The following is a 16,297-nucleotide window of genomic DNA, read 5'->3' as shown; positions in this document are numbered from 1 at the left end:
AGGGGTTTTTCGTCAGTGGCCGCTGGTCGCGCGCCGGACCGGGGCACGGCCGGCGGGCTGCTGCGGCGGCGGGCCGGTCGGTGTCCCGGGCGGGATCGGCACGGTCATCGACTTGCCCTGCACCACCTCGATCTCCTTGCCGTGGTGCACGAGCTGGAGGCGGGACGAGCCCTGCCCGTTGCGCAGCGAGTAGGTCACCTCGTCGGCGGTCACGTTGACCCGCAGCCGCAGCCCCCGCCAGAGCAGCGAGAACTCCAGCTTGGTGATCCGGCTGGGCAGCCGCGGCGCGAAGGACAGCTGACCGTTGAAGTCACGCATGCCGCCCAGGCCGGCCACGAGCGCGATCCAGGACCCGGCCAGCGACGCCACGTGCACGCCGTCCCGCGCGTTCTGGTGCAGGTCGTGCAGGTCCATCAGGGCGGCCTCGCCCAGATAGTCGTGGGCCAGCTCGAGGAAGCCCACCTCGGCCGCCATCACCGCCTGGATGCAGGCGGACAGCGACGAGTCCCGGACCGTACGCGCGTCGTAGTAGGCGAAGTTGCGCGCCTTCTCCTCCGGCGTGAACGCGTCGCCGCGCACGTACATCGCCATCACCAGGTCGGCCTGCTTGACCACCTGCTTGCGGTACAGGTCGAAGTACGGGTAGTTCAGCAGCAGCGGGTACGCCTCGGGCGCGGTGTTCTCGAAGTCCCACTCCTGGAGCCGGGTGAAGCCCTGCGACTGCTGATGCACGCCCAGCTCACGGTCGTACGGGATGTGCACGGCGGCCGCCGCGTCCCGCCAGGACGCCGTCTCCTCGTCGTCGACCCCGAGCCGGCGGGCCACCTCGGGATGGCGCTTGGCCACCTCGGCGGCCGAGAACATGTTCTGCTGCGCCATCAGGTTGGTGTAGATGTTGTCGTCCACCACGGCGGTGTACTCGTCCGGGCCGGTCACGCCGTCGATGTGGAAGCGGCCGTGCCGGTCGTGGTGGCCCAGCGAGCGCCACAGCCGAGCGGTCTCGACCAGCAGCTCCAGGCCGACCTCGCGCTCGAAGTCGTCGTCGCCGGTGGCCTGCACGTAGCGGCGCACCGCGTCGGCGATGTCGGCCCCGATGTGGAAGCCCGCGGTGCCGGCCGGCCAGTACGCCGAGCACTCCTGACCGCGGATCGTCCGCCACGGGAACGCCGCGCCCTGCAGGCCCAGCGTCTGTGCCCGCTCCCGGGCCAGGTCCAGCGTGGAGTGTCGCCAGCGCAGCACGTCGGCCGCGGCGGACGGCTGGGTGTAGGTCAGCGCCGGGAGCACGAACGTCTCGGCGTCCCAGAACGTGTGGCCGTCGTAGCCCGGTCCGGTGAGCCCCTTGGAGCCGATCGGCCGCTGCTCGGCCCGGGCGCCCGCCTGGAGCGTGTGGAACAGCCCGAAGCGGACCGCCTGCTGCACCTCGGGGTCGCCCTCGACCTGCACGTCGGAGTGGTCCCAGAACGCGTCCAGGTATTCCCGCTGTGCGTCGACCAGCCCCTCCCAGCCGTCCAGCCGGGCACTGGCCAGCGCGCCGCCGACCTGGTCGCGGACGGCGGGCAGCGAGCGGTGGCTGGACCAGCCGTAGGCGGCCAGCTTGACCACCCGCAGCTTCTGACCCGGCTCGAGCTTGCAGGCGACCGTGGTCCGCAGCCAGTCCGGGTGGCCCTCGGTGGTGATGGCGTGCTTGCCCGGCGTCTCGACCAGGTGCTCCATCGCCGCGGCCATCCGCAGGTCGCTGGCCTTGGTGCGGTGCACCAGCAGGCCGCCGGTCTTCTGCTCGAGCATCTCCTCGGCCTGCAGCGGGTGGTCGAGCACGGCCGCCACCCGCGGGTCCTTGCTGGTCGGCGGCAGCTGCTCGTTGGCCACCAGCTCGGACTGCAGGATCAGCCGCGCGCTCTGGTCGAGCGGCTCCACCTCGTACAGGATGGCCACGACGGCACGCTGGGTGAACGACACCAGGCGGACGGTGCGGATGCGGATCGCCTGGCCGGAGGGCGAGACCCACTCGGCCGTCCGCTCCAGGGTGCCGGCCCGCAGATCCAGAACACGTTCGTGCGAGCGCAGGTCGCCGTACCTGACGTCGAACGGCTCGTCGTCGACCAGCAGCCGCATGAGCTTGGCGTTGGTCACGTTGACCATCGTCTGGCCGGACTCCGGGAAGCCGTAGCCGGCCTCGGCGTACGGCAGCGGGCGCAGCTCGTAGAACGAGTTCAGGTACGTGCCGGGCAGGCCGTGCGGCTCGCCCTCGTCCAGGTTGCCGCGTACCCCGATGTGCCCGTTGGCCAGCGCGAATACCGATTCGGACTGGGCCAGGAGATTCAGGTCGAGCCGGGTCTCCCGGATATGCCAAGGGTCGACGGGGTACGCCCGTTCACGGATCACGGTGGTGCCTCTCGATGAACTGAGGAAGGACAAAAGTCTGAGCGAAAGTACGCGCCTAGCGCGTCAGGAGTTCGGACAGATCCTGAACCACGATGTCGGCGCCGTGTGCCTTGAGCGCCTCGGCCTGGTTCACCCGATCGACGCCGATGGTGATCCCGAAACCGCCGGCTCGTCCCGCCTCGACGCCGGCCAGCGCGTCCTCGAAGACGGCACAGTTCTCCTTGGGCACGCCGAGCAGCTCGGCGGCGTAGAGGAACGTGTCCGGCTTCGGCTTGCCCGGCAGGCCGCGCTCGCGGGCCACCACGCCGTCCACCCGGACCTCGAGGAAGTCGGTGATGCCGGCCGCCGCGAGGACGTCCTTGCAGTTGGCGCTGGCCGACACGACGGCACGGCGCAGGCCGGCCTCCTGGGCGGCGCGCAGGTAGTCCACCGATCCGGGGTAGACCTGCACCTTGCCCTCCCGGATCTTCTCCAGGACCAGGATGTTCTTCTTGTTGCCGATGCCGTTGACGGTCTCGGCGTCAGGACCGTCGTCCGGGCTGCCCTCGGGCAGGGTGATGCCTCGCGAGGACAGGAAGGTGCGTACTCCATCGGCGCGCTGCCGGCCGTCGACGTACTGGTGGTAGTCGGCGCCGGAGTCGAACGGCACGTAGGGCTCGCCGCGCTGTGCGTACCAGGTCTCGAGGAACTGGTCGAACGTCTGTTTCCACGCTGCGTTGTGGACGAGGGCGGTCTGCGTGAGCACACCGTCGAGGTCGAAGAGGCAGGCCGTTACGTGAGGAGGAAGACCGAGCACGCGCCCCAATGTAGTCGTCATGCCGTGTGGATACGCCGCAACGGGGCACCCAAGGTTTCCGGCGCGCTGCACTGAGGTTTCAGGCGGTCGACGACCCGCCGTTGACCAGGTCAGACGTGGTGTGAGCAGCCGGGCCGGCCATGCGCAGGCCGATCGTGGTGCCGATCGGACCGGTCGCCATGCTGACCTCGTCGCACAGCCGGTACGCCAGCCAGATGCCCCGGCCGCCCAGATCGAACACGTCCGGCGCCTCGGGCGGGCGTTGGTAGGGAAGCGGAATGCCCGGCCCGGAATCGGTGATTGTGCACCAGACGGACTGACCGGACCGGCTCAGCACGACCCGCCCGCGGCCACCCGCGTGGAGCACGACGTTGGTGATGATCTCGTTGATCGCCAGCACGAAGGCCTGCAGCCGGTCGGGGCCGAAACCCGCGTCGAGCAGCCAGGCCCGGACGCCGTGGCGGATGACGGCGATGTCGTCGACGCCGAAGACACGGTCGTAGAGGTCGGCGGCGACCGCGGCCGTCGCGACCCGCTCGCGCGACGCTGCCGGACGCACTGCGTCCAGGTCACGGCGTCGCCCACGTGTTTCGTCCACCGACGAGCAGCCTACGCGGGTCTGCTCGCCGGTGGCAGATGCGACCTCAGAAGAGATCGGCGATGGTCCGGAAGATCTCCGCGTAGAAGTTGCCGTCGAGCTGCCGGTAGAGGCTGAACTTCATGTCCGGGCTGCCGAAGAACGGCCGCAGCGTCCACGCCAGCTGGGTGCCGACGAAGCCGAAGAGCAGGATCCAGATGTAGAGCAGCGTCATGCTGGGCGGCGCGGCCGGCTTGGGCGGCATCGGCGGCCGGGCGTACGGGTGGTGGGTGCCCGGCGGGAACGGCCGGGCCTGCGGTCCGGGCACCGGGACGGGCTGCTGCGCGGCCGGCGCCTCGGCCGGGGCGAGCGCGGCGACCAGCACCGGCACCGGCGGGCTGACCGGCGCCGCGTTGTCCTTGATCTCGGGCCGGGCCTCGGTCTTCACCTCGGGCGACAGCAGGCCGTGCTCGTTGAGCACCCGCATGCCGCCGGTCAGGAAGCGCAGGCCGACCAGCGCCGACAACGCCAGGATGGCCACGTTGAGCAGCTTGAAGAAGCCGTAGTCGTTCGCCGTGATCAGGAAGAACAGGCTGATCGGGGCGAAGGCCAGGGCGAGCATCGCGGTTACCGTCAGCGCGACCATGACCAGCGACAACGACTGCCGGACACTGAGCCGCGCACCGAAGACCAGATTGAACAGATAGAGCGTGGGCAGACAGATCGCCAGCGTGACGAGGAAGAGCAGCGGCAGCTTCACCGCCGACGTCAGCGCCATCTGCACACTGTGGAACGAGCCGAGGACGGCGCCGTAGACGGCCAGCGCGACCACCGAGCTGACCAGCATCTGGCCGGTCAGCCTGGTGAGATCACGATCCTCGACGACTTGCTGCCAGATGCCTTGCCGGTCCCGGAGGATGCGCTCGATAACCAGCAATCCCGATGTCTTGGCCACGCCGGTTCACCCCTTAACGACAGGTCGCAACGTCATCGTCGATACGGCACCGCACCGACGTGTGCCACGGAGCATAGACCGAAAGGTCAAGGGTTGGTAACAACGACCTTCATTAATCGCCTGAACGAAGACTCAGGAACCCGGGCGAATGACCGCCGGGGTGGTGAGCAGCCACGCCGCGGTGGTCCGTGAGCTGGTCGGGAGCCGGTCATCGGCCCTCACCTCGGCCAGCAGCGTGCGGTGGCCGTCGGTGCCCATGCCGTAGGTGACCCCGTGCAGGATCTGCTCGCCCAGACCGCTCCGGGCGCGCTGCCACGCCTCGAACTGGGTCTGCAGGATGCGCCGCCAGGTGTCCTCGTCGAAGGCGCCGGCGCAGTGCGGGGTGGCCCACGCCGCGGCGTGCCGGGCCGCCTCGCTCGACCCCGGCGCGGTCAGGATCTGCCGGATCAGCGTGCGGTGCTCGGTGGCGCCCAGGATCGTGAGGGTACGCAGCGTCGGCGCCAGCCCGGCCTCACTGCGCCGCCGGAAGTCGGCCACCACGTCCTGCAGCAGCGCCGTCGCGACCGCCGGGGCGTACGGCGTGGCCGCCACGAACATCGCCGCGTGCATCCGGTCGTCCGGGTTCGCGCTGAACAGGGCGTCGTCGACCAGACCGGTCAGCACCGGGTCGGGCCCGTGACCGGGCAGCACCTCGGCCGCCGCCACGATCGCGGCCCGGCGCGCCACCGGCCGGGGCGGGCGCGTGTGGTCCGGCCCGCCGGGCGCGGGACCGCCGGCCAGCGATCGGCCCACCTCGAAGATCAGCGGGCGCAGGTCGCGGGACAGCACCGAGTCGTCCAGCAGCCCGGTCATCGACGCGCCCAGCCGCCCGAGCTCGTCCGGCGTGAAGTGCCCGGCCCGCACCTTGCGGACGCTGGCCAGCAGCGCGCCGTAGAGCGACCGGCCGTCGTCGGCGGCCGCGATGGTCCGGCAGATGTGCCGGTTGGCGTCCGGGTGGGCGGTGGCGTCGAGCAGCGACAGCGGCTCCACCACGACCGGCGTGCTGCGGTCGACGGCCAGGCTGATGCACGCGTCGACCGCGTGCACGCCGGCGTCCGGGTGGCCCAGCAGCCGGCTCATCGCCTCCTGCCGCTGCAGCCAGGCGGTGTCCTCGGCGACCACCAGCTCGCCGAGCAGCCGGTGGGAGACCCGTTCCCACAGCCCCGGCGGGTGCAGCACCAGCCCCGGGCAGGCCTGCACCAGCTCGCTCAGCTCACCCCAGCGCTGCCCGGTCATCGGCTCGCCGGTGGTGGCCCGCTCGAGCAACTCGTGGAAGCGCCGCTGATCGGGCACGGCGCCGGCGGCGATGATCAGCGGGCTCGTCCCGGCCGCCCGGTCGACGGCGTCCTTGAGCGCGGTCAGCGAGTGCGGCGCCAGGCCGAGCAGGTCCTCGTACCGCCGGATGGTCTCGCGCCGCGGCACCACCGTGCCGTCCTCCCACCGGGTGACCTGGGAGGGCGCGAGGGGACGCTCGCCGCCGGCCCGGAACGCGGCCGCGAACTCCTTGCCGGCCCTCAGCCGCGGGTCCCGGGCGAGCCGCCGGTTGACACGCAGCAGCCAGCTGATGCGCTCACGGACCGGCGTGGCTGACACGGGCGCAAAGGTACCGCTCCATGACAGATCCACTCAATGACTCGCAAGTCCAGCATTGGCCGAAAGCGATCTCCGTCCTGGCCGATTGCAGTCCACTGGGAACGCTGCAATTGATCATCCAGCGGAGCGCGCTCAGGCGCTAACGTCCGGAAAGGCTCATCTGGCGGGATGAGCCGGGCCCTGTGCCAGGTGGCGGCGGCACAGGGCCTCAAATCAGGATCAGGCATGAGGTCGTAGCCGGGTGGGTGGTCCCGACCGTCGCTCCCGCCGAGGGTCGCTTCGCTCCACGTGCGTAAACGGTCACCCTTCGGCGCTTCGCGCCAAACCCCTGGCTATCGCCAGCCGACGTCGATGCGGTCGCCCTTGTCGTCGAAGAAATGCAGGGCGTCCATGCGGACGGACACCGCCAAGGGGTGACCGGGTGAGACGGCGGGGTAGGGGGCCAGGCGTACGGCCAGTTCGGCGGGGCGGCGGTGGTGGCGGCCGTTGTCGCCGAGGACGCTGGTCTGCTCCGGGTCCTGTACCGCGGCCACCGCCGTGCCGCGTCCGGTCAGCCGGGACAGCGCGCCGCCGATCTTGCGCAGGGTGCCCGGCTCCTCGGTCGCGTTCTCGTGCGCCGCCTGGCCCATCTCGTCGACCACGATCGCGGTGGCGCCGATGTCCAGGAACGCCAGCGACTCGTGGCCGTGGTGCTCGAGGTAGCGGATCCGCCCGTGCATCACGTCGCCGGGGGCGTCGGGGGCGACCGGCGTGAGGGCCTCGGCCCGCATCCCGACCACGATCCGCTCGCCGTGGTAGCGCGCCACGGCCCGGGCCCGGATGTCGGTCCACGGCAGGTAGAGGGCCTGCCCCCCGAAGTTGAGGGCGATGTACCGGTCGAGGTGGACGTAGACCTGCGCCTCCAGCAGGTTCATCCGGGGCGCGCCGAGGAACGCGGCGACGTACAGGGTCGCGGGCCGGCCGTACACCTCGGTCGGTGTCCCGATGTCCTGCAGGACGCCCTTGCGCAGGATCGCCACCCGGTCGGCCATGGTCAGCGCCTCGGCCTGGTCGTGGGTCACGTACATGGTGGTGACGCCCAGTTCCCGGGTCAGCCCGGTGATCTCCGCCCGCAGTTCGGCCCGCAGCCCGCTGTCCAGGTTGGACAGCGGCTCGTCCATCAGGAAGAGCTCCGGCCGGCGAACGATCGCCCGGCCCATCGCCACCCGCTGCCGCTGCCCGCCGGAGAGCTGGCTGGGCCTGCGGGCCAGCACGTCGCCGATGCCCAGCGCGCTCGCCACGTTGCCGACCTGCTCGCCGCGCTGCTGCGGTTCGATGCCGGAGAGCTTGAGCGGGAAGCCGATGTTGTCGTTCACGCTCATGTGCGGATAGAGCGCGAAGTCCTGAAACACCATCGCGATCTTGCGGTCCCGGGGCGCCACGTCCAGAACCGGTTCGCCGTTCAGCAGGATGTCGCCGGCGGTGGGGTCCTCGAGCCCGGCGATCATCCGCAGAACGGTCGACTTGCCGCATCCGGACGGGCCGAGCAGGACCATGAATTCGCCATGCTTCACGTCGAGGCTGACCCGGTCGACCGCCAGCGTTCCGTCCGGCCAGACTTTGGTGACGTCGTTGATACTGACGGTGGACACCGTCTGCCTCCTGCGGTCCCTGAGCAGCGACCATGACGGTCTGCGATCGCGACCACTGTGACCAGCGATATAGACGTTCAACCATCGGTCGAACGTTCCATTTGCCCAGTGTGATCACTTGACTACGGAGGCATGACCCGCTGAACCACCCGTTCCGCCGCGTGTCCGTCGTCCAGGGCACAGAAGCGCGCACGGAACGCCGCCCTTGCCGCGGTCGCCTCCGGGTCCGAATAGGACTCCGATCGCATAGTCGCCAAAAGTTCCGAATACGTCACTGCGACCGATCCGGGAGGTTGTGCCAGCAGATCGAAATAAACTCCGCGCACCTCGCGATAGGCGGCCCAGTCCGGCGCGAAGATCACCACCGGGCGGTCCAGCACCGCGTAGTCGAACATCGCCGATGAATAGTCCGTTATGAGAACGTCGGCGGCCAGATAGAGGTCCTCCACCACCGGGTACGCCGACACGTCCACCACCCGCCCCGAGGACGACCACACCGAAGCGTGGAAGTAGTGCGACCGCACCAGCAGCACCGTCCCCGGTCCCAGCCGCTCGGCCAGGTCCTCGACGTCCAGGACGGGCGTGCCCGGCGGCTTCCACTCGCGGTGCGTGGGGGCGTACAGCACGACGCGGTCGTCCGCCGCCAGGCCGAGCTTCGCGCGTACCCCCGCGATCTCGCCCGCCGTGACCACCGCCAAGCGATCGTTGCGCGGATAGCCCACCTCGAGGGTCTCGTGCCGGGCCGGATAGGCCCGCGCCCAGGCCGCGGTGGTATGCGCGTTGGCCGAGAGGCTGAAGTCCCAGCGGTCGGCCCGGGCCATCTGCGCCGCGAAGTCGGTGTTCATCGCGCCGGCCGGATGCTCGACCTGGTCCAGGCCCATCTTCTTGAGCGGCGTGCCGTGGTGCGTTCAGCGACGCCACCGCACCCCGGCTGACCACCCAGACGCCGCGGATGTCGGGCCGGAGGCGCTCGGCGGCGGCCGCGATGGCGGCCGGGTTGCAGGCGACCCCGCGGTACCAGTACGCGGCGTACACGGCGAGCCGCGGATCGATCGGCCGCCGCAGGTGGAACCGGTAGTAGCCGCGGTAGACGGCCTGCCGCGCCTTCCCGGCCCGCCCCCGGAGCGCGGCCACCCGGTGTGCCACGGCCGCCATCAGGTCGTACGCCCGATAGGCCGGCCAGTGGCCGCGCGCCACGAGCCGGTGCCGGACGCCCTCGCCACCGCCGGGCCGCGGGTAGCTCCCCTGCCGCACCACCTCGTCGTGGAGCCGGGCGAAGAATCGTCGCCGCGACCGGCGCGGCACCCGCTCGGGGTTGGCCAGCACGACCAGGCCGTGCCAGACCATCCGGCGGACCAGCCGCCCCCGCAGGTCCGGGCCGGCGTGCTCGGACACCGCGGCCAGCGCGTCGGCCCACTGGTCGAAGACCTGGAAGTGGCGATCGTCCAGGGTCCGGGTGATCGCCCCGGTCCGCCGCTGCCGGTAGTGCACGCACACCCGCGGCAGCACGCTGATCCGCTCGGCCACGGCCAGCAGCGGGTAGGTGAACGAGACGTCCTCGTACCAGCCCGGCGCGAACCGGATCTCCCGCTTGACCAGCAGCTCCCGCCGCACCACCTTGTTCCAGGCCACGTGCAGAACGTCGAGGATCTCGGGGTACGCCTCGGCGGTGAAGCCCTCCGGCGCCGCCGCCAGGACGTCCCGCCCCGACCCCGGCTCGACCCGTCCGTCCCAGTGCACCCGGTCGAACCCGACGAAGAGCACGTCGGGGTCGGCGTCCCGGAGCCGGCGGGCGATCGCGCCCAGCGCGCCGGGCGCCACCCGGTCGTCGCTGTCCACGAACCACACGTAGTCGCCGAGGGCCGCGTCCAGCCCGGTGTTGCGGGCCCGGCCCAGGCCGACGTTGGCCGGCAGGGTCAGCACCCGGACCCGGGGATCACGCCCGGCGTAGGTGGCGAGGATGGCGCCGCTGCCGTCCGGCGAGCCGTCGTCGACCGCGACGATCTCCAGGTCGGCGCCGGCTGGGCCGAGCAGCGAGTCGAGGCATTCGGCCAGATAGCCCTGCACTCTGTGTACTGGAAGCACCACGCTGAGCAGCGTCATCGGAGCCGAGGTTAGCAAGTCCGCACATCAGGGAACCCCCGTGTCCAGATCTACGGGGTTCACCCGAGGCGGGACGCGCCCGGGATTCCTACCGTGGAAGGAGGTCGCGGCACCGCGCCGCGGCCGATCCGAAGGAGTGAGTTGCCGTGACGACCCGCCGCCTGTCCCGCCCCCGGAACGACCGCTGGATCGCCGGTGTGTGCTCCGGCCTGGCCCGCCGCTTCGGCATCTCCAGCAACATCATGCGCCTGATCTTCGTGCTCTCCTGCCTGCTTCCCGGCCCGCAGATCCTGATCTACATCATCCTCTGGGTCATGCTGCCGCAGGAGGTCTGACGCCGGCGGCCGGCCGTCAGGGGCTGCCGAAGGTGACCGTGACCGAGGTGTAGCCGAGCCGGGTGAGGAGAGACTCCAGCATCTTCTGGGTGTTCTCCCTCGCCCGCTCGTCCAGTTCGCTGCCCCGGGCGGCCTCGGTGATCCGCTTCTGCGCCTCCTGGTAGACCCGCTGCTGCTTGTTCGGGTCGGCCTTGAAGGCGTCGCCGATCCGGTTGAGCAGACCACGCTCCTCGGCCACCACATAGCTGCGTTCCATGTCGAGCGCCGCCTGCGACAACTGCGGCGGCGGCAGCGTGATCCGCACGGACTTGTTCTTCTCGTCCACGACCAGCGCGCCGTCGGCCAGCGTGCCGAAGTCCACGTAGGCCTCGACCGTGCCCGACCCGACGAACAGCGTGCGCTGGTTGATCAGGAAGTCCGGGATGTTCTCCTTGTTCTGCTGCAGGTCGACGATGACCTGGAAGGTGCCGTCGGCGGCCACGTACCGGCTCAGGTCGCGCATCGACTGGAGCAGCACCGGCTGGCTGCGGTCGGTCTCCTGGTCGTCGAACGGGTTGTCGAAACCGGGCAGCACGTTGAGCGCCCGCATCCCGAAACACAGCCCGATGAGCACGGCGAAGACCACGCCGGTGAAGGCGAGAACACGCAGGCCGCCGCGCCGGCGCTCGACCGGCGTCGGGTCCGGCGGCTCGACGGGCGGAAACTCGCGGGTGGTTTCCTCTACCTCAGCCATGTCTTCACGGTAAGGCCGATCGGGCCATTTAGCCCGCGAACGCGTTCAGACCCGTCAATGCCTGGCCGATCACCAGCTGGTGGATCTCCGAGGTTCCCTCGTACGTGAGCACGCTCTCGAGGTTGTTGGCGTGCCGCATCACCGGGTATTCGCCGGAGATCCCGTTGCCGCCGAGGATCGTCCGGCACTGCCGCGCGATCGCGATCGCCTCGCGGACGTTGTTGAGCTTGCCCACGCTCACCTGCTCGGGGCGCAGGGCCCCGGCCGCGTCCCGGCGCCGGCCCAGGTGGAGCGCCAGCAGGAAGCCCTTCTGCAGCTCAACGGCCATGTCGGCCAGCTTGGCCTGGGTCAGCTGGAAGCCGGCGATCGGCCGGCCGAACTGCTCGCGGCTCGTCGCATAGTCGATGGCCGTGTGCAGGCAGTCACGAGCCGCGCCCAGAGCGCCCCAGATGATGCCGAATCGCGCCTCGGTCAGGCAGGAGAGCGGCGCCTTCAGGCCGCGCGCCCCGGGCAGGCGGGCCGACTCGGGCAGGCGTACCTCGTCGAGGGTGATCTCGCCGGTGCTGGACGCACGCAGCGACATCTTGTGCCGGATCTCGCGGGCGGCGAACCCGGGCGTGTCGGCCGGCACCGCGAAGCCGTACACACCCTCGTCGGCCCGGGCCCAGATCACCGCCACGTCGGCCACCGGCGCGTTGGTGATCCACATCTTGCCGCCGGTGAGGACCCAGTCGTCGCCGTCGCGGCGGGCCCGGGTGGACATGTTGGCCGGGTCGGAACCGTGGTCGGGCTCGGTCAGCCCGAAGCAGCCGATCAGCTCGCCGGCCGCCATGCCGGGCAGCCACCGCTGCTTCTGCTCGTCCGATCCATAGGCGTGAAGAGCGAACATCGCCAGCGAGCCCTGCACGCTGACCAGCGAACGCACGCCGGAGTCGGCCGCCTCGAGCTCCATGCAGGCCAGGCCGTACTGCACGGCCGAGGCGCCGGCGCAGCCGTACCCCTCCAGATGCATGCCGAGCAGGCCGAGCTTGCCGAACTCGCGGGCCAGGTCGCGGACCGGAGCCGTGCCCTGCTCGTACCACTCGGCGACCTGCGGGCGGACCCGGTCGTCGGCGACCCGGCGGACCAGGTCGCGGATGTCGCGCTCCTCGTCGCTGAGCAGCTCGCTCAGGTCGAGAAGATCGAGCGGGGCGGTCATGGCACGACCAGCACCCGGGCGTGGATCTGGTTGCGCTGCTGGAGCGCCGCCCGGAGGGCCCGGTGCAGGCCGTCCTCCAGGTAGAGCGAGCCGCGGTACTCCACGACGTGTGGGAACAGGTCACCGTAGAACGTCGAGTCCTCAGCCAGCAGCTTGTCCAGCGCGAGCTCGCGTTTCGTGGTGATCAGGTCGGCCAGACGGATGGGTCGGGGCGGGATCTCGGCCCAGTCCTTCAGCGTCGTGTTGTGGTCGGGGTACGGAGCTCCGTCCCGGACGCCTTTGAAGATCACGACGGCACGCTCCCTTCCGACCCTGCCTTTCCGGCCTTACCCAGTCCACCGGCCATGATGCACCACTTCGTCGACCGGGCGGTGACCCCGGCGTAGTGACGGTGACCTCTTGTCGGCCGCGCGGTAGCCGACAGTGAGCGCGCCGATCGGCGTGAACTCGGCCGGCACGCCGAACGCCTCCCGGAACGCCGGGTGCGATCCGGCCGGCAGACCGATGAAACAGGAGGCCAGACCCTGGTCGACCGCGCTCAGGTGGATCAGCAGCGCGGCGAACCCGGTGTCGATGTCCCAGTAGGGCACCGGCCAGTGGGCCTCGTCACGATCGGTCCAGCCCTTGTCCGACTGGGCGTACCGATCGAGATAGACCGACTTGTTGGACATCGGCACGATGATCAGCGGCGCCCGGCTCATCCGGGTCAGCCAGTCGTCCGGGAGATCTTCGTCCCACCGGGTGACCGACCAGTAGAGTTCACGGTCGGCCGGCTCCTCCAGCACCAGGAAACCCCAGCCCTGGGAGAAGCCCGCCGACGGCGCCCGGAGCGCGTGCGCCAGCAGCTTGTCGCGTACCCCGGCCGGGATCGGGCGGTCCGGGTCGTAGTTGCGGACCATCCTGCGCCGGCGGAGGACCTCGTCAAACTCCATGCGGCCGGATGCCCCAGGTCGCCGACCAGGTCTGGCCCGGCGCGAGCACGATCAGGTCGCGGCCCGAGCGGAACGCGTCCGGCGGGCAGGTCATCGGCTCGATCGCCAGCGACCGGCGGAACCGCTCGCCGGTCAGGGTGTCCCCGGAGAACACCTGCCACCACTTGAAGTTCTCGTCGGCCCAGACCTCGACCGAGGCCGAACCGTCCGGCGCCGCGATGGTCACCGCCGAGCCGCCGTCCGGACCGTGGTCGATGTCGCCGAAGGTGGTGTCCAGCACCACGTCGCCGACCCGGCGGGGCTCGGTGAAGTCGTACTCGCTGCCGGTCACCTTGACCGCGCCGATCGGCAGCAGCCGCTGGTCGGCCAGCACCCGGGTGTGGCCCGGCACGTGCAGCAGGATGTCGTCGACCGCGACGCCGGCCAGCTGCAGGTAGGGGTGCACCGAGTAGCCCCACGGCGCGTCCGCGTCGCCGGTGTTCCGCACCTCCTGCTCGCACCGCAGGCCGTCGGCGCTCACGCTCCAGCGGGTGCGCAGCAGCAGCGACCAGGGGTAACCGACCTGGGGCGGAAGGTCGAACTCCAGCGTGACGGCGCCGGCCGACTGCTCGGCGACATGCCACCGCGACCAGTTGGTCAGGCCGTGGATCGCCACGTTGCGGGGCGGCTCGGTGATCGCGAGCTGGTGGCTGGTCCCCTGGAACGAGTAGTGCCCGTCGCGGATCCGGTTGGGCCAGGGGGCCAGGATCTGCCCGGCCGAGGCCGGCGAGATCTCGTCCGGGCCGAAGCCGTCGAGCACCTCGCGGTCACCGGCGCGGTACACCCGCAGCACGCCACCGACCTCGGCGAGCACGGCCTGGTGACCGTCCGCCTCGATGGTCCACTGGGTGCCCGATCTCGCCCGTACGACGCTTGTCATGGGTTGGACATTAGCGGGTCGCCTGGCCGGTATCGTCGCGTCCCTCGTCCTCGGCCGGAGGCCGGTAGCGCAGCAGCGCCGGGAAGGCCAGGGCCAGCGCGATCGCCACGCCCGCGGCCGCGAATCCGCCACCCGCCCAGGACGCGGTCGGACCGGTCAGATCGGCGGTGGCGCCCGACCTCAGGTCGCCCAGCCGGGGCCCGCCGGCCACCACGACCGTGAACACCCCCTGCAACCGCCCACGCAGCCGGTCGGGCGCGAAGACCTGCAGGATCGACTGCCGGTAGACCGCGCTGACCAGATCGGCCGCGCCGCCCACGGCGAGGAGCAGCACCATCAGCCAGAGCTGCCGGGCGAACCCGGCGAAGCCGACCGCCACGCCCCAGCCGACCACGGCGATGACCAGCGCCACCCCCTGCCGCCGGACCTTGCTGATCCAGCCCGAGGTGAGCCCGCCGATCACCGAGCCGATCGCGATCGCGGCGAACAGCCAGCCGACCGCCGACCCGCCGCCGAACCGGTCCTCGGCGATCTCCGGGAACAGCGCCCGCGGCATGGCCAGCACCATCGCCACGATGTCGACCGCGAAGGAGAGCAGCAGCACCGGCTGGGTGGCCAGGAACCGGAGCCCGGTGGCGATGCCGCGCAGCCCGGCGTTCGGCTTCTCCTCGCCCTCGACGTGTTCGACCGGTGGGATCGGTGGCAGCCGCCAGGTGGCCCAGAACGTCACCGTGAACAGCAGCGCGTCCACCGCGTAGGCCAGGACCACGCCGCGGTCGGTCGAGTACGCCCCGAAGATCAGCCCCGCCGCCAGCGGCCCGAGCACCCCGCCGGCCGTGGTCGTCGTGTAGCCCAGCGTGTTCGCGGCCGGCACCAGATGGACCGGGACGATCCGCGGGATGATCGCCTGCCGGGCCGGCGAGCTGATCGCGAACCCGGCCGACTGCACCGCCATCAGCACCAGCAGCACGACCGGGCTGTGCACCCGCATGACCGCCTGGAGCAGGAAGCCCAGCGTGGACAGCCAGGTCAGCGCCGAGCTGGCGAGCAGCAGCTTGCGGCGGTCGACCACGTCGGCCGCCGCGCCGCCCCACAGCCCGAAGATCAGCAGCGGCACCAGGCCGGCCACCCCGAGCAGGCCGACCCAGGCCGACGACCGGGTGATGTCGAACATCTCGACCGGCACCGCGACCGAGGTGAACTGGAAACCGAAGAAGCTGGCGCCGTTGCCGATCCACATCCGGCGGTACGCCAGCCCGCGCAGCGGCCGCGTGTCGATCACCCAGCTGCGGGTCGCCCGTTCGGTGGCCTCGACGGGCTCCTGAGTCACGGTGCGAGCCGTTCGATCACCCAGGTCGCGCCGTCCCGCCGGTAACGCAAGCGGTCGTGCAGCCGGCTCGTCCGGCCCTGCCAGAACTCGACGGTGTCCGGAACGACCCGCAGGCCACCCCAGTGCGGCGGCGGGGGCACCGGGCTGTCGGCGAAGCGCTCGGCCGCCTCCTCGTACCCCTCATCGACCCGAGCCCTTGAATCGAGCACCTGGGACTGCGGGCTGGCCCAGGCGCCGAGTTGCGAGCCGCGCGGCCGGGACGCGAAATAGGTCTCGGTCTCGGACCGGCTCACCCGCTCGACCGCCCCCGCGACCAGCACCTGCCGCTGCATCGGAAACCACGGAAAGACCAGGCTGGCGTACGGGTTGACGGCCGCCTCGGTGCCCTTGCGCGACTCGTAGTTGGTGTAGAACACGAAGCCGCGCTCGTCGTAGCCCTTGAGCAGGACCGTCCGGGCGCTCGGCCGGGCCCCGGCGTCGGCGGTGGCGACGATCATCGCGTTCGGCTCGGGCAGACCCCACGCGCGGGCCTCGGCGAACCAGGCCGCGAACTGCGCCGGCCAGCCGTCGGCGAGGTCGTCCTCGAGCAGTTCGCCGTGCTCGGTGTAGTCACGACGCATCCCGGCCGGTTCCGCGGTCACCCTCTGGCCCCTCTCGATAATCACTTATGAACCTAAGTCGCCACCCGTGATCCGTCAGGTCCGTCAGGATGGATGTCGCGGAGAGCACATTCGCGCCGGGTCGCCCGCCGGTTACCCAGCGGGCAAGATGAAT

14 protein-coding genes and 1 pseudogene are annotated in these 16,297 nt (G+C 70.9%); 1 reads left to right on the top strand and 14 read right to left on the bottom strand.

Annotation, left to right across the window (positions count from 1 at the left end):
* Positions 1-12: 12 nt before the first annotated feature.
* The 7 genes and pseudogenes from AB0O15_RS24705 to AB0O15_RS24675 all read right to left on the bottom strand — a co-directional run bounded on the left by AB0O15_RS24705 (position 13) and on the right by AB0O15_RS24675 (position 10,076).
* Positions 13-2,382 (bottom strand): glycoside hydrolase family 65 protein, encoded by a 2,370-nt coding sequence (locus AB0O15_RS24705; RefSeq protein ID WP_364322586.1) that lies wholly within the window; start codon positions 2,380-2,382, stop codon positions 13-15.
* 55 nt (positions 2,383-2,437) lie between these two features.
* The gene (locus AB0O15_RS24700; RefSeq protein ID WP_364322674.1) at positions 2,438-3,178 is read right to left on the bottom strand and encodes a beta-phosphoglucomutase family hydrolase; all 741 of its coding nucleotides are present in this window, start codon (positions 3,176-3,178) and stop codon (positions 2,438-2,440) included.
* Between the two features lie 79 nt (positions 3,179-3,257).
* Positions 3,258-3,776, bottom strand: coding sequence for an ATP-binding protein (locus AB0O15_RS24695; RefSeq protein ID WP_364322584.1), 519 nt, complete (start codon positions 3,774-3,776; stop codon positions 3,258-3,260).
* Positions 3,777-3,822: 46 nt separating this feature from the next.
* Positions 3,823-4,710 (bottom strand): hypothetical protein, encoded by an 888-nt coding sequence (locus tag AB0O15_RS24690; protein WP_364322582.1) that lies wholly within the window; start codon positions 4,708-4,710, stop codon positions 3,823-3,825.
* Positions 4,711-4,842: 132 nt separating this feature from the next.
* Positions 4,843-6,342: a hypothetical protein gene (locus AB0O15_RS24685; protein WP_364322580.1), complete on the bottom strand. Its 1,500-nt coding sequence runs from the start codon at positions 6,340-6,342 to the stop codon at positions 4,843-4,845.
* A 332-nt stretch (positions 6,343-6,674) separates the two neighbouring features.
* A complete protein-coding gene (locus AB0O15_RS24680; protein ID WP_364322578.1) occupies positions 6,675-7,973 on the bottom strand; it encodes an ATP-binding cassette domain-containing protein in 1,299 nt (432 codons plus the stop codon).
* Positions 7,974-8,095: 122 nt separating this feature from the next.
* Positions 8,096-10,076: pseudogene (locus tag AB0O15_RS24675) on the bottom strand (CDP-glycerol glycerophosphotransferase family protein).
* A 146-nt stretch (positions 10,077-10,222) separates the two neighbouring features.
* On the opposite strand from AB0O15_RS24675, the gene AB0O15_RS24670 reads away from it, so the two are divergent.
* Positions 10,223-10,411: a PspC domain-containing protein gene (locus AB0O15_RS24670; protein ID WP_364322576.1), complete on the top strand. Its 189-nt coding sequence runs from the start codon at positions 10,223-10,225 to the stop codon at positions 10,409-10,411.
* A 16-nt stretch (positions 10,412-10,427) separates the two neighbouring features.
* Here AB0O15_RS24670 and AB0O15_RS24665 read toward each other — a convergent pair whose 3' ends face one another.
* From AB0O15_RS24665 to pdxH, 7 genes are read right to left on the bottom strand one after another with little or no spacing between them, the layout of a single operon-like run.
* Positions 10,428-11,144: a DUF4230 domain-containing protein gene (locus AB0O15_RS24665; RefSeq protein ID WP_364322574.1), complete on the bottom strand. Its 717-nt coding sequence runs from the start codon at positions 11,142-11,144 to the stop codon at positions 10,428-10,430.
* A gap of 28 nt (positions 11,145-11,172) precedes the next feature.
* The gene (locus AB0O15_RS24660; RefSeq protein ID WP_364322572.1) at positions 11,173-12,342 is read right to left on the bottom strand and encodes an acyl-CoA dehydrogenase family protein; all 1,170 of its coding nucleotides are present in this window, start codon (positions 12,340-12,342) and stop codon (positions 11,173-11,175) included.
* Positions 12,339-12,632, bottom strand: a complete 294-nt coding sequence (locus AB0O15_RS24655) for a type II toxin-antitoxin system VapB family antitoxin (RefSeq protein ID WP_364322570.1) — start codon at positions 12,630-12,632, stop codon at positions 12,339-12,341. Before AB0O15_RS24655 ends, AB0O15_RS24660 begins: the two co-directional genes overlap by 4 nt.
* 36 nt (positions 12,633-12,668) lie before the next feature.
* Positions 12,669-13,274 carry a nitroreductase family protein gene (locus tag AB0O15_RS24650; protein ID WP_364322569.1) on the bottom strand — a complete coding sequence of 202 codons (606 nt, stop codon included), beginning with the start codon at positions 13,272-13,274 and terminating at the stop codon, positions 12,669-12,671.
* On the bottom strand, positions 13,264-14,193 hold the full coding sequence (locus AB0O15_RS24645) for an aldose 1-epimerase family protein (RefSeq protein ID WP_364322567.1): 930 nt from the start codon (positions 14,191-14,193) through the stop codon (positions 13,264-13,266). The genes AB0O15_RS24650 and AB0O15_RS24645 overlap by 11 nt, the downstream gene beginning before the upstream one ends.
* Before the next feature lie 10 nt (positions 14,194-14,203).
* Entirely contained in the window at positions 14,204-15,523 is a 1,320-nt protein-coding gene (locus AB0O15_RS24640) for an MFS transporter (RefSeq protein WP_364322565.1), read from the bottom strand.
* The gene (gene pdxH / locus AB0O15_RS24635) at positions 15,520-16,143 is read right to left on the bottom strand and encodes a pyridoxamine 5'-phosphate oxidase (RefSeq protein ID WP_364322672.1); all 624 of its coding nucleotides are present in this window, start codon (positions 16,141-16,143) and stop codon (positions 15,520-15,522) included. The genes AB0O15_RS24640 and pdxH overlap by 4 nt, the downstream gene beginning before the upstream one ends.
* Between the last annotated feature and the right edge of the window lie 154 nt (positions 16,144-16,297).

The sequence above is a fragment of the Actinoplanes sp. NPDC089786 genome, from assembly GCF_040684855.1.
GTDB lineage: Bacteria > Actinomycetota > Actinomycetes > Mycobacteriales > Micromonosporaceae > Actinoplanes.
This window is presented reverse-complemented; position numbering and strand designations above follow the sequence as displayed.

What these genes read in the sequence shown, in the direction of transcription:
- AB0O15_RS24665 (WP_364322574.1), bottom strand. Translation starts at nt 11,144, where the DNA reads ATGGCTGAGGTAGAGGAAACCACCCGCGAGTTTCCGCCCGTCGAGCCG.
- AB0O15_RS24660 (WP_364322572.1), bottom strand. Translation starts at nt 12,342, where the DNA reads ATGACCGCCCCGCTCGATCTTCTCGACCTGAGCGAGCTGCTCAGCGAC.
- AB0O15_RS24650 (WP_364322569.1), bottom strand. Translation starts at nt 13,274, where the DNA reads ATGGAGTTTGACGAGGTCCTCCGCCGGCGCAGGATGGTCCGCAACTAC.
- AB0O15_RS24645 (WP_364322567.1), bottom strand. Translation starts at nt 14,193, where the DNA reads ATGACAAGCGTCGTACGGGCGAGATCGGGCACCCAGTGGACCATCGAG.
- pdxH (WP_364322672.1), bottom strand. Translation starts at nt 16,143, where the DNA reads ATGCGTCGTGACTACACCGAGCACGGCGAACTGCTCGAGGACGACCTC.